Source organism: Streptomyces sp. NBC_01261, assembly GCF_036226385.1.
Lineage (GTDB): Bacteria > Actinomycetota > Actinomycetes > Streptomycetales > Streptomycetaceae > Streptomyces.
In genome coordinates this window covers 9832059-9851863 of the sequence record NZ_CP108463.1, presented here as the reverse complement: position 1 = coordinate 9851863, position 19805 = coordinate 9832059, and the positions used below count along the sequence as shown (strand labels likewise).

The following is a 19805-nucleotide window of genomic DNA, read 5'->3' as shown; positions in this document are numbered from 1 at the left end:
CAAGGGCAGGGCTGACATGGCACGGCACGGTGGGCGGGGTTGGTACGGGCGGGTACTCGCGGCGGCGGTCGGAGTGACCGCGGTGGCGGCGGCGACGTCGGTGTGGACCGCGCAGGCCGGTGTCGTCGACAGGCCGGGTGCCGGGGCCTCGCGTCCCTCCGCCGGGAGTTCGAATCCCGCCCGGATCACCACCGTGTCCGAGGAGATCGTGCACGCCTCCGACAAGGGTGCTCACGCCGTCAACATCACCGTCGACGACGGGCCGGACCCGACCTGGACACCGCAGGTGCTCCACGTGCTCAAGGAGTACGGGGTGAAGGCCACCTTCTGCATGATCGGTCCCGAGGCCGAGGCCCACCCCGACCTGGTCAAGGCGGTCGTGGCGGCCGGGCACCGGCTGTGCGACCACACGGTGTCGCACGACACCGCGATGGACAAGAAGTCCGAGGCCTACCAGTCGCAGGAGATCCTGAACGCCGCGAGCATGATCACCAAGGCGTCGGGGGGCGTACGTCCGGAGTACTACCGTGCGCCGGGCGGCGCCTTCACGCCGTACAGCCGGCACCTCGCCGCCTCGCAGGGGATGCGCCCGCTGGGCTGGAACGTCGACTCCAAGGACTTCGAACTCCCGGGCACGGACGCCATCATCGCCACCGTCAAGTCCGAACTGCCCAACGGGCCGACCATCCTGTTCCACGACGCCGGCGGCGACCGCTCGGAGACCGTGGCCGCACTGCGCGAGATCCTGCCGTGGCTGAAGCAGCAGGGTTATTCGTTCGGATTCCCGGTGCGCTGAACAGTGGCGTGCCGAACAGGGCGCCGAATTGGCAAGCGCTGTTTTTCAGGTGACGAATATGTGTGGGAAATGTGCCAACGGCCCGCGAGGTGGCGGTATTTAACCGTGTCAGTGCCGATTCGCGCTCTCGGCGCTCCACAGCAAGGGCTTGCGGCGATTTCAGGCGTGCAGTAACTACGTGACACATGAACCTGTTCAACCGCGCTGCGCCCCTCCGCCGCTCGGCACCCCCCACTGTCCCGAAACGCCCCGCCGCCCCACCGGCGTTCGCTTCCTCCGGCCTGCCCGATCCCGACCTGGCGGAGCTGACCGGCGAGTGGATGATCGACCCCGCGCACAGCCGGATCGGCTTCTCCGTCCGGCACGCGATGGTGACGACCGTGCGCGGTTCCTTCGCCGAATACAAAAGCCGGCTCTACTTCGACGGCCGCAATCCCGCCCGTTCGCAGGCGGAGATCGTGGTGTCCACCGGAAGCGTCGACACCGGCGTGGAACAACGCGACGCCCACTTGGTCGGCCGTGACTTCCTGAACTCCGCGAACTTCCCGCGGATGCGCTTCGCCAGTACCGCGGTGCAGACGGCGGGCAACGATGTCTACCGCATGCTCGGCGATCTCACCATCAAGGATGTCACCCGGCCCGTGGTCCTCGAACTCACCTATATCGGCCATGTCACCGACCCCTTCGCCGTCGAGCGCGTCGGCTTCGACGGCACCACCACCATCGACCGTTCCGACTGGGGTCTGACCTACAACTCCCGGCTGGCCGAGGGCGGTGCGATGGTGAGCGAGAAGGTGCGGCTCCAGTTCGACATCGCGGCGATCCGCACGATGCCGGCCGCCTGACAAGACGTTTGCCCGCCCGGACGCCGTGTCGCTGCGTGCCGGGCGAGTCGTGTGTCCGCCCTCGTTCCTGGTCGCTTCCGGTCGTCTCCTGTCGTTTCCGGTCGCGCGGTCTCCCTACCGGGTGACGAGACGGCCGCCGACGATCGTGTGGAGCGGGTTCAGGTCGCGCAGGGCGTCGCTCGGGCAGTCGGCGGGGTCCCGGTCCCAGACCGTGAGGTCGGCGAGGCGGCCCGGGGCGAGGGTGCCGCGCAGATCCTGATCGCCGCACAGGCGGGCCGCGTTGACGGTGTGCAGGGTGAGCGCCTCGTCGTAGGAGATGGCGTGCTCGGGTCCCTTGACGCCGATGACGGTCTGGCGGGTGGTCATGCCGTAGACGGAGCGCATCGCGCCGAACTGGCCGACGGGGAAGTCCGATCCGGCGCTGACCTCGGCGCCCAGGTCGATCCAGCCGCGGGCCGGGAAGAGCCGGGCGACGCGTTCCGGACCCCAGAAACCCTCCTCCACCTCGGCGGTGTCGTGCAGCAGGGGCTGCTGGATGGTGACGGGGATGCCCAACTCGACTGCACGCGCCCGCTGTTCGGGACCGGCGAGACCGCCGTGCTCCATCACCAGCGTGCCGGCGGGCAGACCTGGGTTGCGGGCGAGGACGCGCTCGTAGACGTCCAGGAGGGTGCGGACCGCGCGGTCGCCGTAGGCGTGGGTGCCGACCCGCCAGCCGCGCCGGACCACGGCCTCCACGGCCTCGACCATTGCGTCGGGCTCCCAGATCAGCGTCCCGGAGAAGGCGTGGTCGCAGGCGTACGGCTCCTCGGTGGCGCCGGCTTCGAGGCCGCCGTCGAGCCCGAGCTTCACGCCCCACACCCGCAGCCACGGGTCGGAGCCGTCACGCCAGTCCTCCATGACGTCGAGCAGGTCCTCCACCTGGGTCGCGCTGGTCATACCGAGCGCTGAGATCAGGGCGCGGACACGGGTGTTGAGGGCGCCGGCCTCGCGGGCGGCCAGGAGGACGGCGTAGTCCTCGGGGCTGACCGCGCAGTCGCGGACGGTACCGATGCCGGTGGCGGCGTACTGGGCGGACGCCAGGCGCAGCCCGTCGATGCGCTGGGCGCGGTCCGGCGCCGGGACCAGGCGCTCCACCAGGCCCAGCGCGTTGTCCACGAGCCGCCCGTTGAGCCGACCGTCGGCGTCGCGGCCGATGACACCGCCCGGCGGTACGGGGGTGTCCTCGGTGATGCCCGCCAGGCGCAGCGCGTAGCTGTTGACGATGTCGTTGTGGCCACCGCGCTTGACCAGGACGGGGTGCCGGTCGGTGGCCTGGTCGAGTTCGGCCGCGGTGGGCATCCGGCGCTCGGCGAGGTTGAGTTCCTGCCAGTTGGTGGTGGTGCGGATCCACTCGCCCTCGGGGGTCACCTTGGCCCGTTGCCGAATCAGGTCCAGGAACTCGGGGATGTCGTGGGCCTGGTGGACGGGCACGTCGTGCGCGCCGAGTGCCGCGTAGATGAGGTGGGTGTGGGTGTCGTCGAACGCGGGCAGCACGGTGGCGCCGGGCAGGTCGTGGACCGTCGTGCGCTCACTCAGGAGGTGGTCGAGTCCGTTCGGGTCGGGCGAGAGGGCCACGACGCGGTCGCCCCGTACGGCCAGCGCCCGCTGCGGCGCCTGGCCGGGCACCCGTGTGTGGATCGCGTTCGCCCGGATCACCAGATCTGCTCCGTGATCAGTCATCGTTCTCTCCCACTTCTTCGCGACATCCGCTGACCAGGCTTTTGTACGGCGGGATAGCTGATTCACACATATATGGCACCTGTATACGCAGGAAGTACGTCACGATTGAGGACTCAGATCGAGATCATGCGCCAAATGACCGGCGATGCAGCCTGCGGGATCGCGACCGCGGTTCGATCGCCGACCGGCGACACACCGACCGTCATTGACAAGCCGATTCCGTACCGGTTGTCATGAACACATGCCGAAATATCCGGGGCCCCGACACGACCCGTCCCTGGACTCACCGTGAATGTACGGTCATTGACCGGGCGCCAGGAGCTGCTCGACACCGCCCGGGCCGAGTTGACGAACGGTCACGGAGTGCTTCTCCACGGCCCCGCGGGCATCGGCAAATCCGTGCTGGTGGCCGCCGTCGTGGCGTCCTCGGCCGCTCAGGTCCGGCCGCCCGGAACGGTGTTGCACTGCTCCCCCGCCGAGGAGGACGCCCGGCTCCCGTTCGCCGGTCTCGTCGACCTGTTCGCACGGGTGCCGGAGAGTTGCCTGACGGCCTTGGCCGCTGAACCCCAAGCGGCTTTGCGGGCAGCCCTGTTGCGCGGTGAGACACCGGACGGCGACCGGGACCGGCTCGCGATCCGCGTCGCCGTTCTCGACGTGCTGCGCGCCCTCGCGGCCACCGGCCCCGTACTGCTGGTCCTCGACGGTCTCCAGTGGCTCGACGCGCCGACCGCCGAGGTACTCGCCTTCGCCGTACGACGTGTCGAGGGCCTCGACGTACAGGTGATCGCCGCCGAGCGGGTGGCCGAGGGCGAGCAGCCCGAGCGGCCGCACTGCTGCCCGCCCGGCACCGTCGAACTGCCCGTGCCGCCCCTGACGGACGACGAGGTGACGCAGCTCCTGCCCACCGACCTGCCACCGGCGGTGCTGCGGGCCGTGCAGGACACCGCCGCCGGAAACCCTTGGTACGCACGGGAGTTGGGGCGGGCGGCCCCGAGCGACGGAGCGGCAGTCGGTCTCGGCCGGACGCTTCCCGTACCCCGACGCCTGCGCACCCTGCTCCTGGAACAGGTACGCACGCTGCCCGAATCCGTGCGCCGCACCCTCCTCGTCGCGAGCGCCGCCGCCCGTCCCACGCTCACGCTGCTGCGTGCCGCCGGGTTGCCTGACCCCGCCGCCGACCTCGCGCAGGCGGAGCGGGTCGGGGTCGCGACCGCCGACGCCGAGGGGACCGTACGCTTCCGGCATCCGCTGATCCGGGCCGCCGTGTACGCCGATGCTCCGGAGCACGACCGCCGGGAGGCGCACGCGCTGCTGGCCCGTCCGGTCGCCGAACCCGTGGAGCAGGCACGGCACTTGGCGCTCGCCCAGCCGTACGAGGACGAGGCCACCGCGCGCACGCTGATGTACGCGGCGGAGTACGCCCGTCGTGACGGCGCGCCCGACGCCGCCTTCGAGCTGGCCGGGCTCGCGGCCCTGCGCACACCCGGCGACCGTCCGGTGGAGCGTGCCGACCGGCTGTTGGCGGCGGCCGAATACGCCTGTGACGCCGGGCAGTTGGAGGAGGCGGGGCAGGCGGCCGAGACCGTGCTCGCCGGGTCGGGCTCCGCACGACAGCGGGTGCGGGCGCGGCTGGTCCTGCTGCGCAATGCCGGGCAGGCGTTGAAGGGTGCGCATGCCCTGATCGAGGAGGGGCTTCGCGACGCCGACGGCGATCCTGAGGCCGAGGCGTGGCTGCACCACTGGGCCGCCGTACGGGGCCTGTTGTGCGGGGAGTTGGAGGACGCGGCGGGGCATGCCCGGCGTGCCGCCCGGCAGGCGGCCCTGGTCGGTGACACGGAGACCCGGATCGGGGCACTCGCCACGCTCGCCCGGGTGCGTTCCCTGGGCGGCGAACCGGTCGCCGCCGACGTCGCGTTGGAGGAGGCCCTCGCGCTGGCCGGTGGCGCCGGTGCCGGGCCGGAGAGCTGGGGGCTGATCCGGATGCGGGCGATCCTCGCCCTGGACTCCGACAAGGTCACCGAGGCCCGGGAGCGGGTCACCGAACTCCTCGCGGAGATCGGGGAGTTCGCCGGGGTCGAGGAGGTCATGGCGACCCTGGTCGCGCTCACCCGGATCCAAGTGCGCGCCGGGCACTGCCGGGAGGCCCTGGACACCGCCGCCCGCTGCACGCGTGCCGTGGCCGAGACCGGCGTACAGGCTGCTCCGGCGCTGTACGCCGCGGCGCTCGCGGCGACCGCGGGCGGGACCGCCGACGAGGCGCGGCGGCTCGCGGAGCAGGCGGTGCGGGCCTCGGAGGCGGACGGCGACCGGCTGTTCCTGCTACGCGCGTTGGCGGTGCTGGGGCAGGCCGAGTTGCTCGCCGGTGACCCGCGTGGGGCCGCCGCCGCGGTCGAGGCGCTGCAGCGCGTCAAGGAACTCGGCGCGGCCATGTCCGCCGCCGATCCGCCTCTGCTGCACTGGTACAGCGACCTGGCCGAGGCCCTGGTCGTGCTCGGCGAGACGGACGCGGCCGGGGCCGTGATCGACGAGGCCCGGAAGCGGGTGTCCGTCGACGCGCCCGGCAGCGTACTGGCGGCACTGGAACGGGCGGAGGGGCTCCGAGAGGCGGGGCTCGGCCGGGCGAAGGAAGGGGCAGTACGGCTGCGGGCCGCCGTGGAGCGGCTACGTGAACTCCCGTTGCCCGTGGATCTGGTGCGCACGCTCATCGCGCTCGGTGCGGTCGAGCGCCGGGCCCGGCACCGGAACGCCGCGCGCACCGCGCTCGGCGAGGCGTGGGAGACCGCGACACGGATCGGCGCCGTTCCGCTGGCGGCACGGGCCGGGGACGAACTGGCCCGGTTGGAGGCCGGTGACCGGGACGGTGAGGGGCGGCCCGAACTCACGCCCACGGAAGCGAGGGTGGCCGAACTGGTCGGCGGCGGGGCCACCAACAGGGAGGTCGCCGCGGAGCTGTTCATCAGCGTCAAGACGGTCGAGGGCACTCTGTCGCGGGTCTACCGCAAGGTCGGCGTCCGCTCGCGTACCGCGCTCGCCCACGCCATGGCGGTCGCCGTCATCGCGTCCGGCGCGGCGACCGTGAGCGTCGGCGACGACGACCAACAGCAGCTCACGACCCCGGCGGTGACGATCAGTCAGCCCGGCCGGGTCCGTACGTCCCGGACGCTCGACAACCGCCGCTGACCTGTCATCCGCGGTTCACGTGACACGCGTAGTTAACACGCAACGCAAGGGTTCCCCCGCTTATGCGGGTGGGGTCGATGTTCCTACGGTGAAGCCGTTCCGCTTCCGGGACAGCAACCCCCCACTCCTCGGAGGACCTCCGTGACGTCACGACTGAAACTGGTCGGTCTGGTCGCCGTACCGGCTCTGCTCGCCGCCGCCGTCCCCAGCGCCTACGCCGCCGCCCAGCCGCACACAACTCGCGCCGCCATCGCGGGAGATGTCCTCAAGGGCCTGAACCACGACGCGGCCCGCACCGGCGCCGTCTCCGCCGCCAAACACATATCGGTGGCCATCAGCCTGACCCCGAGAAACAACAAGGGTCTCGACACCTTCATCGCCAACGTCACTAGTCCGCGGTCGAGTTCGTACGGCCACTATCTGACGAAGGCCCAGTTCGCGGCCCGGTTCGGCCGGACCGACGCCGAGGTGAAGCGGGTCAAGGACTACCTGCGCGCCCAGGGTCTCACCGTCGGGAAGGTCCACTCGGGGAACCTGCTGGTCGACGCCAGCGGCACCGCCGCGCAGTTGGAGAAGGCGTTCGGCACCAAGCTGGCGACGTGGAAGGACGCCAAGTCGGGCCGCGCGTTCTACGCCAACGCGACCGCGCCCACCCTGCCGACCGGCATCGCCGGCCTGGTCAGCGACGTCACCGGCCTCAACAACCGCGCCCAGCTGCACCACCAGGCGACCGACACCGTCGCCCCACGCAACGGTCCCGGCGGCGGCTACACTCCGGCGCAGCTCAAGGGCGGCTACAACGTCTCCGGCACGTACACCGGCAGCGGCCAGAAGATCGCCCTGCTGGAGTTCGACGGCTTCGCGCAGTCCAATATCACCAAGTACGACACCAACTACAGCCTGGGCTCCCCCACCCCGACCGTGTCGAAGGTCGACGGCGGTTCCGGTGCGCTCGGTGACGGTCAGGTCGAGGTCGAGCTGGACATCGAGGTCCTGCACGCGATCGCCCCGAAGGCGAACGTCACCGTCTTCGAGGGCCCCAACTCCGACGCCGGCGAGGTCGACACCTACCAGGCCATCGTCGACAGCGGCATCCCGACCACCTCGATCAGCTGGGGCGCGTCCGAGAGCCAGCGCACCACCTCCAACATCAACGCCGTGGACGCCGTCTTCAAGGCGGGCGCGGCCGAGGGCCTCGGCTTCTACGCCGCCTCGGGCGACGACGGTTCGGACGACGCGGGCAACGGTACGACCACGGTCGACTACCCGGCCTCCGACCCGTACGTCACCGGCGTCGGCGGCACCAAGCTGACCGTCACCTCCGCCAACGCGTTCAGCAAGGAAGTTGCCTGGTCCGGCGGTGGCGGCGGCAAGTCGTCCGTCTTCAAGATCCCGAGCTGGCAGACCGCCGTCCAGAAGAGCGCCGGTGGCGGCTACCGCCAGGTCCCGGACGTCTCGGCACACGCCAACCCCAGCCCCGGTGTCTCGATCTACTCGCAGGGCACCTGGACCTCGGTCGGCGGCACCAGCGCCGCGGCGCCCGAGTGGGCCGCGTTCGGCGCGCTCTACAACCAGCAGGCCGCGGCGTCCGGCAAGGCCAACCTCGGCTTCGCCAACCCCGCGCTCTACACGACGAGCGGCACCGGCTTCCACGACATCACCAGTGGCAGCAACGGCGCGTACTCCGCCGCCACGGGCTGGGACTTCACCACCGGTTGGGGGTCGTACAACGCGGCGACCCTGGCGACGAAGCTGCTCGGCTGATCTGCGAGGGCTGACTCACGAACGCTGACGTACGACTGATGTGAAGCGCGGGCCGGGAATCACTTCCGGCCCGCGCTTCGTCCCACCTGAACTTCGCCTCACCTGAACTTCGCCTCACCTGAACTTGGCCTTGCCGGGGCCCTCTTCGACGAAGCTCCGCATCCCGCGCTCACGGTCCTCGGTCGCGAACAGCCCCGCGAACCACGTGCGTTCGACGGCCAGCCCGGTCTCGATGTCCGTCTCCAACCCCGTGTCGATCGCCTCCTTCGCGGCACGCAACGCGATCGCCGGACCCTGCGCGAGCTTCGCCGCCCACGCATACGCCTCGGCATACACGTCGGCAGCGGGCACCAGCCGGTCCACCAGACCCAGTTCGAGCGCCTCATCGGCCTTGACCATCCGACCCGTGAAGACCAGGTCCTTCGCCTTCGAGGGACCGATCAGCCGCGCCAGCCGCTGCGTACCACCAGCCCCCGGAATCAACCCCAGCAGAATCTCCGGCTGCCCCAACCTCGCGTTGTCCGCCGCGATCCGGAAGTCCGCACACAACGCCAACTCGCACCCCCCACCCAGCGCATAGCCCGTGATCGCCGCGACCACCGGCTTCGGAATACGGGCCACCGCCGTGAACGACTCCTGCAACGCCCGCGACCGCACGACCATCCCCGCATGGTCCATCCGCTGCATCTCCTTGATGTCCGCACCCGCCGCGAACACCTTCTCCCCGCCGTAGACCACCACGGCCCGCACATCCTCGCGACGCGAGATCTCCTCGGCGAGTGCGCGCAGGCCGTCCTGCGTCTCCGTGTCCAGGGCGTTCATCGGCGGCCGGTCGAGCCGGATGGTGCCGACGCCGTCAGCGACTTCGAAGTGAAGTGTCATGGCCCGCCTCAGCTGTCGTAGTCGACGGCGAGGGTGTCGGACACGGGGAAGGTCTGGCAGGTCAGGACGTAACCGGCGTCGACCTCGGCGGGTTCGAGGGCGTAGTTGCGCCGCATGTCCGCCGTGCCGTCCGTGACCAGTGCGCGGCAGGTGCCGCAGACGCCGCCCTTGCAGGCGAAGGGCAGGTCGGGGCGGGTCTTCTGGGCGCCGTCGAGGATCGAGATGTCCTTGTGCAGGGCGGAGTTGGTGGTGCGGCCGTCGAGCGTGACGCTCACCTGGCTGACGGGGCCGTCGTAGACCTTGTCGATGTGTTCGTTGGTCCGTACGGGCTCGTCGTCGGCGTAGAACAGCTCCTGGTGGACGCGTTCGACGGGGACGCCGAGTCCGGCGAGGACCTGCTGGGCGTCGCGGACCATGCCGTGCGGGCCGCACAACCACCAGTCGTCGGCGGTGTCCACGTCCACGAGGGCATCGACGAGGGCGCCGAGCCGGTCGGCGTCGAGACGGCCGGAGAGGATCTCCGCCTCACGCGGTTCGCGGGAGAGGATGTGCGCCAGCTGGAAACGGCCGGGGTACAGGTCCTTCAGGTCGGCCAGGTCGTCGGCGAACATCACGGTGCCGCTGCGCCGGTTGCCGTAGAAGAGTGTGACGTGGGAGCGGGTGTCGGCGGCGAGGACGGATTCCGCGATGGACAGCATCGGGGTGATGCCGGAGCCCGCGGCGATCAGGACGTGGTGGCCGGGGCTGGTCAGGTCGGGGGTGAAGGCTCCGGTGGGGGCCATCACCTCGACGGTGTCGCCGGGCCGTACGTCGTTCACCAGCCAGGAGGAGAACAGGCCGCCGGGTACGACCCGTACGCCGATCCGGGGGCGCACACCCGCCGGGGAGCAGATGGAGTACGAGCGCCGCTCGTCCCGTCCCTCGACCTCACGCCGCAGCGTGAGCGACTGACCGGGCCGGTACGCGAACTCCTCGGCGAGGTCCTCGGGGATCTCGAAGCTGATGGCGGCGGCGTCCTCGCACAGCGACTCGACGGCGGCGACCCGCAGGGCGTGAAAGGCCGGGCGCCGACGCGCCGGGCGGGCGGGGGTGGTGGGGGCCGGGGCGGTCACTGGTCCATCGTCCTTTCCGCGAGCGGGAGTTGGGGGCTCGCCATCAGATCTCCTTGACGTACTCGAACGGCTCGCGGCAGGTGCGGCATCGCCACAGGGCTTTGCAGGAGGTCGCGGCGAAGTGTGAGGTCTCCTCGGTGTCCGTCGCCCCGCAGCGGGGGCAGGGCACCGTGCGGCGGGTCGGTGACAGGGTGAGCGTGAGCGGGCCGCGGGGGGCGGCGCCCGGTGGGGCGATGCCGTGTTCGGCGAGCTTGCGGCGGCCGGCCGGGGTGATCCAGTCGGTGGTCCAGGGTGGGTTGAGGACCGTGCGGATCTCCACGCGCGCGTACCCGGCGTCCCGCAGCCGTGCGGCCACCTCGGCGCGCATCTCGGCCATCGCCGGGCAGCCGGAGTAGGTGGGTGTCAGGCTCGCGACGACCGTGCCGTCCTCGGTCAGCTCGACGTCGCGCAGGACACCGAGGTCGGCCAGCGTGAGCATGGGCATCTCGGGGTCGGTCACCTGCGCGGCGACGTTCCGGGCGCGCCGCGCGTCGAGCAGGGTGGTCACCATGTCGCCTCCGGGTGGGCGCGGGCCACGCTCTGGAGTTCGGCCAGCAGCGGGGCCAGGTGGTCGGTGTGGTCGCCGTCGCGGCCGTGGCCGGGGACCGGTGCGGCGTCGGGGAGGACCAGTCCGGCCGCTTCCGTGACCTGGCGGAGCACCGCCAGCACCTCGGTCCTCAACTCGCCGTCCCCCGCGAAGAGTTCGTCCACGTACGGGGCGATGCCGGCGAACGCGTCGCGCATCCGTCGCTGCGACTCCTCCGTGCCGTCGCCCAGCCGGACGACCCACTCGGCGGCGTACTGGCGGTGGTACGCGAGCTCCTTGACGCCCTTGGCGGCGATGGCGGCGAGCACCGGGTCCGATGTCGTGGTGGCGAGCCGCTCGAAGAGGGCGAGTCGCCAGGAGGACAGCACCAGCAGCCTGGTGATGGAGAACGCGAAGTCTCCGTTGGGGAGTTCGGCCAGCCGTACGTTGCGGAAGGCGTCGGCGTCGCGGAAGTAGGCGTACGCGTCCTCGCTGCGTCCGGAGCCGTCGACCTGACCGGCACGCGCGTAGAGCAGGCGGGTCTGGCCGAGCAGGTCGAGCCCGATGTTGGCCAGGGCCACCTCCTCCTCCAACTCGGGGGCGGCGGTGCACCATTGGGCCAGTCGCTGGGCACTCACCAGCGCGTCGTCGCCAAGTGCCAGGCAGAACGCGGCCAGTTGAGCGGAGTCCGTCCCCTCCGGCACGGTCTGGTCGACGCCGTGGAGCGGGTCCTCGAAGCCGGTGCCGAAGGCCCAGCGGGCGTCGCTGTCGTCGTGCCCCTCGGCCAGGGACAGATAGACGTGGTCGTCACTCATTCCCTGCTCCTAGATGTGGGGGACGTCTTCGGGGATGTCGTAGAACGTCGGGTGACGGTAGACCTTGTCGGCGCTCGGCGCGAAGAACGGGTCCTTCTCGTCGCGGGTCGAGGCGGCGATGTGCTCCGAGCGCACGACCCAGATCGACACGCCCTCGTTGCGCCGCGTGTAGAGGTCGCGGGCGTGGGTGAGCGCCATGGCGTCGTCGGCGGCGTGCAGCGAGCCGACGTGGACGTGGTTCAGGCCGCGCTTGCCACGGACGAACACCTCGTACAGGGGCCAGTCCTGCGTCATGCCGCCGCTCCTTCGGTCTTCTGCGTACGGGCGGTTTCCCGTGTACGGGCCGCCTGCTTGGCCGCGTGGGCGGTGGCCGCCTCGCGGACCCAGGCGCCCTCCTCGTGGGCGGCCCGGCGGCGGGAGACCCGCTCGGCGTTGCACGGTCCGTCGCCGCTGATCACGCGCTGCAACTCGGACCAGTCCGGGGTGCCGAAGTCGTGGTGACCGCGGTCCTCGTTCCAGCTCAACTCCGGGTCGGGCAGGGTGACTCCGAGCTTCTCCGCCTGCGGCACCGTCATGTCGACGAAGCGCTGACGCAGTTCGTCGTTGCTGTGCCGCTTGATCTTCCAGGCCATGGAGCGCGCCGAGTTGGGCGAGTCGTCGTCGGGCGGCCCGAACATCATCAGCGACGGCCACCACCAACGGTCCACCGCGTCCTGGACCATGGCCCGCTGGCCGTCCGTGCCGCGCATCATCGTGAGCAGCAACTCGAAGCCCTGGCGCTGGTGGAAGGACTCCTCCTTGCACACCCGCACCATGGCCCGCGCGTACGGCCCGTACGAACAGCGGCACAGCGGCACCTGGTTGCAGATCGCCGCGCCGTCCACGAACCAGCCGATCACGCCGACGTCGGCGAAGGTCGGCGTCGGGTAGTTGAAGATCGACGAGTACTTCTGCCGGCCCTCGATCAGCGCCGCGGTCAGCTCCGCGCGGTCCGCGCCCAGGGTCTCGGCGGCCGAGTAGAGATACAGTCCGTGTCCGGCCTCGTCCTGGACCTTCGCGAAGAGGATCGCCTTGCGGCGCAGGGAGGGCGCGCGGGTGATCCAGTCACCCTCCGGCTGCATCCCGATGATCTCGGAGTGCGCGTGCTGCGCGATCTGCCGGATCAGGGTCTTGCGATAGCCGTCGGGCATCCAGTCGCGGGGCTCGATCCGCTGGTCCTTCGCGATCGTGGCATCGAACTGCTCGCCGAGCCGCGCTTCGTCCCAGCCGACGGCTGACGCCTCCGTGCCTGTGCTGGTCATCGACACACCAACTTCCCTACCGACCATTCGTTCGGTACCTAGTCTGATGGGTTTCCCCCGGCGAGGCAAGACCTGCCGAGCGAATGGCTGGTCACCGGCCCTCGAACGACGGTTCAGCCCGCGCCGGAAACGCCTCTACGGCGGCCCGGTGGTCCCGCGTGGCGCCGAGCCGCTCCTGCGCCGCCGCCTCCCGCTCCAGCACACCGGCGAGGCTCGCGCCGGGCGCGTCCCGCAGCAGCGCCTTGACCTCCGCGTACGCGGCGGTGGACCCGACGGCCAGCCGCGTGGCCAGGGCCAGCCCCTCCGCCGTAGCGCCACCGTCCGGCACGACCCGGTGCACCATCCCCCACCGCAGCGCGTCCTCCGCGCCGAACCGGTCCCCGAGCAGCATCAGCGCGGCGGCCCGCGACGGACCCAGCGCCCGCGCCAGCGCACCGCTCAGCCCGCTGTCGGCGGCCAGCCCGATCCCGGTGAACGCGGTGGCGAACCGTGCCCCCTCGGCCGCGACCCGCACATCCGCGCAGAGCGCCAGCCCGAGCCCGGCCCCGACACACGCGCCCTCGACGGCCACGACGACCGGCTGGGTCAGCGCGTGCAGCGCCTCCACCAGGGGGTTGTACTCGTTCCGCACACAGGCGAAGGCGGATTCGGGCCCGTTCTCCAACGCCCGGGCGTGCTCCTTGAGGTCCTGCCCCACGCAGAAGTGCCTGCCCCACGCGGTGAGCAGTACGGAACGGACCGCGTCCCCGTCATCGCGCACCCGACGTACGGCGGCCAGCAGCTCGCCCCGGAGGGAGGCGTCGAGCGCGGGCCGGCGCAGCTCGATGGTGGCGACACCGGCGTCCAGGCGATAGCCGACGCCGTCCGGGGATTCGCTCACTTCCACTCGTAGAACCCCTGTCCCGTCTTGCGCCCCAGCTCACCGCGGGCGACCTTGTCGCGGAGCAACTGCGGCGGGGCGAAGCGCTCGCCGAGGGTGGAGTGCAGGTACTCGGCGATGGCCAGGCGCACGTCGAGGCCGACCAGGTCGGTGAGGCGCAGCGGTCCCATGGGGTGCTTGTAGCCGAGGCTCATCGCGTCGTCGATCGCCTCCGGCGCGGCGACGCCCTCCTCGACCATCCGGATCGCCTCCAGGCCCAGCGCCAGTCCGAGGCGGCTGCTGGCGAAGCCGGGCGAGTCCTTGACGGTCACGTCCTTCTTGCCGAGGGCGTGCGTCCAGTCGAGAGCGGCGCTGACGGCGGCGGGCTCGGTGTGCGGAGCGACGACGATCTCCACGAGCGCCGAGGCGGGCACCGGGTTGAAGAAGTGCATGCCCAGGAAACGGCCGGGCCGGGTGAGCACGGAGGCGAGTTCGGTGACGGACAGCGAGCTGGTGTTGGTGGCCAGCACGGTTGTCGCGCCCACCGCCTGCTCGGCCGCCGCGAGCACGCGGGCCTTGAGCCCGGCGTCCTCGGGGACGGCCTCGACGACCAGATCGGCGTCGGCGGGCAGCCCTGCCACCGATCCCGCCATGGTGACGCGGGCGAGCACCTGCTCGGCGGGCTCGCTGAGCAGGCCGCGCTCGGCAGCTCGTTTCAACCCGGTGGCGACCCGGTCCAGCGCGGCGGCCGAGGCAGCCTCGCCGCTCTCCACGACGGTCACGGACGAACCGGCGGCGGCGAAGGACTGCGCGATCCCGGCGCCCATCCGGCCACCGCCGATCACACCGACAACTGCGGGCGCTGAGTGGGGTGTTGGGCTCATGCTCGACTGCTCCTCCTCTCCAGGCCCCTTGTATTCAAGAAGCGCGTCATACGGTCCCTCTTGTCCTGCCCCTCGAAGAGCACGGCCTGCGCGAGGTCGTCGGCGACCGGGTGGGCGCCGGGCGAGTCGACCACGAGCTTGGTGAGTCTCAGGGCCGTAGCCGACGAACGGGCCATGCGGTCCAGCAGCGCGTGCGCCTCGTCCAACAGCTTCTCCGCCGGTACGACGTCGATGACCAGCCCGGCCGCCAGTGCCGCCGCCGCGTCGAGGGTGCGCCCGGCCAGCAGCACCTGCTTGGCGACGGACTCGCCGACCAGCTCGGGCAGCCGCCAGCAGGCACCGGCCGCGGCGAGGATGCCGAGTCCGGGCTCCGGGTTGCCGAAGACTGCGTCCGGTCCGGCGATACGGAGGTCGCAGGCGTACGACAGTTCCGCACCGCCGCCCAGCGCCCAGCCGTCGACCGCGGCGAGGGTCGGCATCGGCAGCCTGCGTACCCGCTCGAAGAGCCGGCTGTTGATGCCCTGGAGGGCTTCGTCCCGCCCGCGTGCGAGCAGCTCGGCGATGTCGGCGCCGCCGGCGAAGACCCCGCCGTGTCCGGTGAGCAGGAGCAGCTTGGGGTGCTGCTCCAACTGGTCGCAGACGGCGTGCAGTTCGCGGATCATCCGGCCGCTGATGGCGTTGCGGGATGCGGGGCGGTGGAGGGTGACGACGATCCGGTCCGCGCGCTCCTCGACGAGGAGGGTGTCGTAGTCACCGGCGCTCTTCTCGGTGCTGGGGTCGCTCATACCCGCTCCACGAGCATCGCGACGCCCTGCCCGACCCCGACGCACAGTGTGGCCAGGCCCCGGCTGCCGTTCTCGCGCTCCAGCCTGCCCAGCAGGGTGAGCAGGATGCGGGCGCCCGAGCAACCGAGAGGATGGCCGAGGGCGATCGCTCCACCGTCGGCGTTGACCTTCTCCTCGTCCAGCTTGAGGCGACGCGTGACCGCGAGCGCCTGAGCGGCGAAGGCCTCGTTCAGCTCTACGGCATCCAGGTCACCGGTCTGCCAACCCGCGCGGGCGAGCACCTTCTCGGTGGCGGGGACCGGGCCGAGCCCCATGATGTGGGGCTGCACCCCGGCCGAGGCCGAGGTGACGATCCGCGCCCGGGGAGTGAGCCCATGGCGTCGGACCGCAGCCCCGCTCGCGACCACCAGGGCGGCGGCGCCGTCGGACAGCGGTGAGGAGGAACCGGCGGTGACGATGCCACCCTCGCGGAAGATGGTGCGCAGGGAGCCGAGTCTCTCCAGCGTGGTGCCGGGGCGCGGGCCCTCGTCCCGCGTCACTTCTCCGTCCTTGACCGCGACCGGCACGATCTCCCGGTCGAAACGGCCCGACTCCTGGGCGGCGACGGCCCGTTGATGGCTGCGCAGCGCGAACGCGTCGGACTCGGCGCGGGTGATGCCGTCGAGCGCGGCGACCTCCTCGGCCGTCTCCCCCATCGTCAGGGTCTGCTGGGCGGCGAAGCGCGGATTGGTGAAGCGCCAGCCGAGCGAGGTGTCGTGCACCTCTCCCGGCTTGGCCCACGGGGTACCGGGCTTGGCCATCACCCAGGGGGCGCGGGTCATGGACTCCACGCCGCCCGCGACGACCAGGTCGGCCTCTCCGGCGCGGATCGCCTGGGCGGCGGAGGCCACGGCGGTCAGGCCGGAGGCGCAGAGCCGGTTGACGGTGTAGCCGGGCACGGTGTGCGGCAGCCCGGCCAGCAGGACGGCCATGCGGGCCACGTCGCGGTTGTCCTCGCCGGCCTGGTTGGCGGCGCCGAGGATCACCTCGTCGACCTCGTGCGCGGGTATTCCGGCGCGCCGGACCGCCTCGCCGACGACCAGTGCGGCGAGGTCGTCGGGTCGTACGGAGGCGAGGGCGCCGCCGTAGCGGCCCTGCGGGGTGCGGGCCCCGTCGATCAGATAGACCTCGTCGGAGGACAGCTCAGGCATCGGGGGTCTCCTCGGCGGGGGCGGGCCGGCGTGACCGCAGGGTCGCGAAGCGGCCGGTGACGAACGCGGGGTCGGACAGGGTGGCGTGCGGGCCGCCCGCCTGGAACGCCATGACGAAGGCCTGCCCGGTGGTGTGCCGCACGGCGTGCGCGATCTCGAAGCTCGCCGCGTTCAGCCGGGCCAGGATCTCGGCGGCGACACCGGCGCGGGTGTCGGGGCCCGCGTCGCGCCAGGGCCCGGTCGCCGCCAGCGCGGCGGCCACCGCCTCGTCCGGCGCGACGCGGGGGTAGGAGATGCCCAGCTCGAAACGGCCGCCGAGCCGCTCCTCGAAGGCGGCTTCGCCGATCTTGGCCGCGTCCTCGCCGTAGACCGACTTGCTGGGCGACTCCGGGTACGGCGTCCAGTGGTCGCGGGTGGCGGTCGCGGTGACCGCCTGTTCCAGCAGGGCGCGATGGCGGGCGAAGAAGTCGGGCAGCTCGGAGCTGGTCTGGGGCATGCGTTCCACCTCTTGACAGGCAGTGGTGTTGCTGGATTACTTGGCCGTGACGCACGCTAACCGAATGTTCGGTCGGTCCACAAGGTGGTGGAAAATGACGCAGGCCGCTGACACGGCCCCCGGTCCGACGGCGAGGATGTTCGCCGCGGACGAGGCGTCCCGGGCTCTCGGGATAGAGCTCGTCGAGCACGGCGACGGGACCGCCGTGCTCCGCATGACCGTGACCCCGGCCATGGTCAACGGACACAAGATCGCCCACGGCGGTTATCTGTTCCTGTTCGCGGACTCCGCCTTCGCCTGTGCCTGCAACAGCCACGGCCCGGTGACCGTGGCCGCCGCGGCCGACATCGACTTCGTCGCCCCGGCGTACGAGGGCGACGTCCTGGTGGCGACGGCGGTGGAGCGCACCCGGTTCGGCCGCAGTGGCATCTACGACGTGAGCGTGCTGCGCGGCGACCAGGTGATCGCGGAGTTCCGCGGCCGTAGCCGCACGATCAACAGCGCGAAGACGAAGGAGTCTCCATGAGCAGCGACCTGACAGCCCCGGCGGCCCCACCGGCTTCGCCGCCCGTGGGTCCGCGCCTCGGGGAACCGCTCCCCGACGGGTTGCTGGACGCCGCCGAACGGCTGAGCCGCGAGGAGCTGCGCGAGCACCAACTCGGCCTGCTCCAGGCCACGTTGAGGCACGCCTACGACAACGTGGAGCTGTACCGCCGCAAGTTCGACGCGGCCGGCGTCAAACCCGACGACTGCCGCACCCTCGACGACCTGGCCCGGTTCCCCTTCACCACCAAGGCCGACCTGCGGGACACGTACCCCTTCGGCATGTTCGCCGTCCCCATGGACCAGGTCCGCCGCGTCCACGCCTCCAGCGGCACCACCGGCCGCCCCACGGTCGTCGGCTACACGGAGAACGACCTCTCCATGTGGGCCGACGTCGTCGCCCGCTCGATCCGCGCGGCCGGCGGCCGTCCCGGCCACAAGATCCATGTGTCGTACGGCTACGGGTTGTTCACCGGCGGTCTGGGCGCGCACTACGGCGCCGAGCGCGCGGGCTGCACCGTGATCCCCGCCTCCGGCGGCATGACCGCCCGCCAGGTGCAGATCATCCAGGACTTCAAGCCCGAGATCATCATGGTCACCCCGTCCTACATGCTCACCCTCCTCGACGAGTTCGAGCGCCAGGGCGTCGACCCGCGCGGCAGCTCCCTCAAGGTGGGCATCTTCGGCGCCGAGCCGTGGACGGAGGAGATGCGCCGCGAGATCGAGGAGCGCATGGACATCCACGCGGTCGACATCTACGGCCTGTCGGAGGTGATCGGCCCCGGGGTCGCGCAGGAGTGCGTGGAGACCAAGGACGGCCTGCACGTGTGGGAGGACCACTTCTACCCGGAGATCGTCGACCCGATCTCCGACGAGGTGCTGCCCGACGGCGACAGCGGCGAGCTGGTCTTCACCTCCCTCACCAAGGAGGCGCTGCCGATCATCCGCTACCGCACCCGCGACCTGACCCGGCTCCTCCCCGGCACGGCCCGCCCGGCCTTCCGGCGCATCGAGAAGATCACCGGTCGCTGCGACGACATGATCATCCTGCGCGGGGTGAACGTCTTCCCCAGCCAGATCGAGGAGATCCTGCTCCGCACCCCGGCCGTCGCCCCGCACTTCACGATCCAGCTCAGCCGGCGCGGTCGCATGGACCACATGACGGTCCGCGCCGAGGCCCGCCCCGGTGCCACTCCCGAGCAGCGGGAGGCCGCGGCGGCGGCGATCGGCAAGGGCGTCAAGGACGGCGTGGGCGTGAGCGTGGCGGTGGAGATCGTCGATCCGGAGACCCTGGAGCGCTCGGTGGGCAAGATCCGCCGGGTCAAGGACCTGCGGGACCAGTGACCTCCGGGGCCGTTCCGCCCGGCGCGGTCGCCGACCTTGTCACAATGGGCCGGTGACCAGGACACCTGTGCAGAACCCGGCCGGCCGCCACGGCCGTCCCGCCTACGACCGCGACTCCCTGCTGGAGGTCGCCGTCGTGGTCTTCAACGAACGCGGCTACGACGGCACCGGCATGGAGGAACTGGCCAGACGCCTGGGCCTCAGCAAGTCGAGCATCTACCACCACGTGTCCGGCAAGGAGGAGCTCCTCGAACTCGCGGTCAACCGCGCGCTGGACGCGCTGTTCGCCGTGCTGGACGAGGAGGCCGGGGACCGGGACGGAGACGGCGGAGCCCCGGGCACGGCCGCGACCGCCACGGCTCGGACGAAGCGCATCATCCACCGCAGCGTCGAGGTGCTGGCCGCCGAACTGCCGTACGTCACCTTGCTGTTGAGGCTGCACGGCAACAGTGAGGTGGAGCAGCGGGCGCTGGCCCGGCGGCGTGAATTCGACCACCGGGTGGCCGAGTTGATGACCCGGGCGGCGGCCGAGGGCGGCATACGGGCGGACATCGACCCGCACCTCGCCGGCCGGCTGCTGTTCGGCACCGTCAACTCCCTCGTGGAGTGGTACCGCCCCGACCGCGACCTGACCGTGGAGACGCTGGCCGACGCCCTGACGACCATCCTCTTCGACGGCCTGCACGGACGCGCGGCGGGCTGACAGGAACGGCAAGCCCCAA

General features: G+C 71.4%; 19 protein-coding genes. 7 read left to right on the top strand and 12 right to left on the bottom strand.

The annotated features are described in order from the left end of the window. The first annotated feature begins 16 nt into the window (after positions 1–16). A complete protein-coding gene (locus OG226_RS43795) occupies positions 17–796 on the top strand; it encodes a polysaccharide deacetylase family protein (RefSeq protein WP_329352214.1) in 780 nt (259 codons plus the stop codon). A 185-nt stretch (positions 797–981) separates the two neighbouring features. Then, the gene (locus OG226_RS43790; protein WP_329352213.1) at positions 982–1641 is read left to right on the top strand and encodes a YceI family protein; all 660 of its coding nucleotides are present in this window, start codon (positions 982–984) and stop codon (positions 1639–1641) included. A 114-nt stretch (positions 1642–1755) separates the two neighbouring features. On the opposite strand, the gene OG226_RS43785 is transcribed toward OG226_RS43790, so the two are convergent. After that, positions 1756–3363, bottom strand: coding sequence for an amidohydrolase (locus OG226_RS43785; RefSeq protein ID WP_329352212.1), 1608 nt, complete (start codon positions 3361–3363; stop codon positions 1756–1758). Positions 3364–3666: 303 nt separating this feature from the next. Here OG226_RS43785 and OG226_RS43780 point away from each other — a divergent pair, with 303 nt between their 5' ends. Both OG226_RS43780 and OG226_RS43775 read left to right on the top strand, forming a co-directional pair. Beyond that, positions 3667–6543, top strand: a complete 2877-nt coding sequence (locus OG226_RS43780) for a helix-turn-helix transcriptional regulator (RefSeq protein ID WP_329352211.1) — start codon at positions 3667–3669, stop codon at positions 6541–6543. Positions 6544–6684: 141 nt separating this feature from the next. Beyond that, positions 6685–8307 carry a S53 family peptidase gene (locus OG226_RS43775; protein ID WP_329352210.1) on the top strand — a complete coding sequence of 541 codons (1623 nt, stop codon included), beginning with the start codon at positions 6685–6687 and terminating at the stop codon, positions 8305–8307. Positions 8308–8421: 114 nt separating this feature from the next. On the opposite strand, the gene OG226_RS43770 is transcribed toward OG226_RS43775, so the two are convergent. The 11 genes from OG226_RS43770 to OG226_RS43720 form a co-directional block, all read right to left on the bottom strand. Further along, entirely contained in the window at positions 8422–9189 is a 768-nt protein-coding gene (locus OG226_RS43770; RefSeq protein ID WP_329352209.1) for an enoyl-CoA hydratase/isomerase family protein, read from the bottom strand. A gap of 8 nt (positions 9190–9197) precedes the next feature. Beyond that, a complete protein-coding gene (gene paaE / locus OG226_RS43765; RefSeq protein ID WP_329352208.1) occupies positions 9198–10301 on the bottom strand; it encodes a 1,2-phenylacetyl-CoA epoxidase subunit PaaE in 1104 nt (367 codons plus the stop codon). 43 nt (positions 10302–10344) lie between these two features. Then, complete coding sequence (gene paaD, locus OG226_RS43760; protein WP_329352207.1) at positions 10345–10851, bottom strand: 1,2-phenylacetyl-CoA epoxidase subunit PaaD; 507 nt, start codon at positions 10849–10851, stop codon at positions 10345–10347. Then, positions 10845–11681, bottom strand: a complete 837-nt coding sequence (gene paaC / locus OG226_RS43755) for a 1,2-phenylacetyl-CoA epoxidase subunit PaaC (RefSeq protein ID WP_329352206.1) — start codon at positions 11679–11681, stop codon at positions 10845–10847. The genes paaD and paaC overlap by 7 nt, the downstream gene beginning before the upstream one ends. 9 nt (positions 11682–11690) lie before the next feature. Continuing rightward, complete coding sequence (gene paaB / locus OG226_RS43750; protein WP_033278572.1) at positions 11691–11975, bottom strand: 1,2-phenylacetyl-CoA epoxidase subunit PaaB; 285 nt, start codon at positions 11973–11975, stop codon at positions 11691–11693. Continuing rightward, entirely contained in the window at positions 11972–12982 is a 1011-nt protein-coding gene (paaA, locus tag OG226_RS43745; RefSeq protein ID WP_329352205.1) for a 1,2-phenylacetyl-CoA epoxidase subunit PaaA, read from the bottom strand. The genes paaB and paaA overlap by 4 nt, the downstream gene beginning before the upstream one ends. A gap of 91 nt (positions 12983–13073) precedes the next feature. Then, positions 13074–13862 carry an enoyl-CoA hydratase/isomerase family protein gene (locus OG226_RS43740; protein ID WP_329352204.1) on the bottom strand — a complete coding sequence of 263 codons (789 nt, stop codon included), beginning with the start codon at positions 13860–13862 and terminating at the stop codon, positions 13074–13076. Then, on the bottom strand, positions 13859–14725 hold the full coding sequence (locus OG226_RS43735; RefSeq protein ID WP_329352203.1) for a 3-hydroxyacyl-CoA dehydrogenase family protein: 867 nt from the start codon (positions 14723–14725) through the stop codon (positions 13859–13861). The genes OG226_RS43740 and OG226_RS43735 overlap by 4 nt, the downstream gene beginning before the upstream one ends. Beyond that, positions 14722–15510 carry an enoyl-CoA hydratase/isomerase family protein gene (locus OG226_RS43730; protein ID WP_329352202.1) on the bottom strand — a complete coding sequence of 263 codons (789 nt, stop codon included), beginning with the start codon at positions 15508–15510 and terminating at the stop codon, positions 14722–14724. Before OG226_RS43730 ends, OG226_RS43735 begins: the two co-directional genes overlap by 4 nt. Then, the gene (locus OG226_RS43725) at positions 15507–16700 is read right to left on the bottom strand and encodes a thiolase family protein (RefSeq protein WP_329352201.1); all 1194 of its coding nucleotides are present in this window, start codon (positions 16698–16700) and stop codon (positions 15507–15509) included. The genes OG226_RS43730 and OG226_RS43725 overlap by 4 nt, the downstream gene beginning before the upstream one ends. Beyond that, the gene (locus OG226_RS43720; RefSeq protein WP_443066957.1) at positions 16693–17196 is read right to left on the bottom strand and encodes a hypothetical protein; all 504 of its coding nucleotides are present in this window, start codon (positions 17194–17196) and stop codon (positions 16693–16695) included. Before OG226_RS43720 ends, OG226_RS43725 begins: the two co-directional genes overlap by 8 nt. 94 nt (positions 17197–17290) lie before the next feature. On the opposite strand from OG226_RS43720, the gene paaI reads away from it, so the two are divergent. The 3 genes from paaI to OG226_RS43705 are packed head-to-tail and all read left to right on the top strand — an operon-like array spanning position 17291 to position 19786. Next, the gene (gene paaI, locus OG226_RS43715) at positions 17291–17722 is read left to right on the top strand and encodes a hydroxyphenylacetyl-CoA thioesterase PaaI (RefSeq protein ID WP_329352200.1); all 432 of its coding nucleotides are present in this window, start codon (positions 17291–17293) and stop codon (positions 17720–17722) included. After that, positions 17719–19083 carry a phenylacetate--CoA ligase PaaK gene (gene paaK / locus OG226_RS43710; protein ID WP_328685105.1) on the top strand — a complete coding sequence of 455 codons (1365 nt, stop codon included), beginning with the start codon at positions 17719–17721 and terminating at the stop codon, positions 19081–19083. Before paaI ends, paaK begins: the two co-directional genes overlap by 4 nt. A gap of 52 nt (positions 19084–19135) precedes the next feature. After that, on the top strand, positions 19136–19786 hold the full coding sequence (locus OG226_RS43705) for a TetR/AcrR family transcriptional regulator (RefSeq protein ID WP_328685104.1): 651 nt from the start codon (positions 19136–19138) through the stop codon (positions 19784–19786). The last annotated feature ends 19 nt before the right edge of the window (positions 19787–19805 follow it).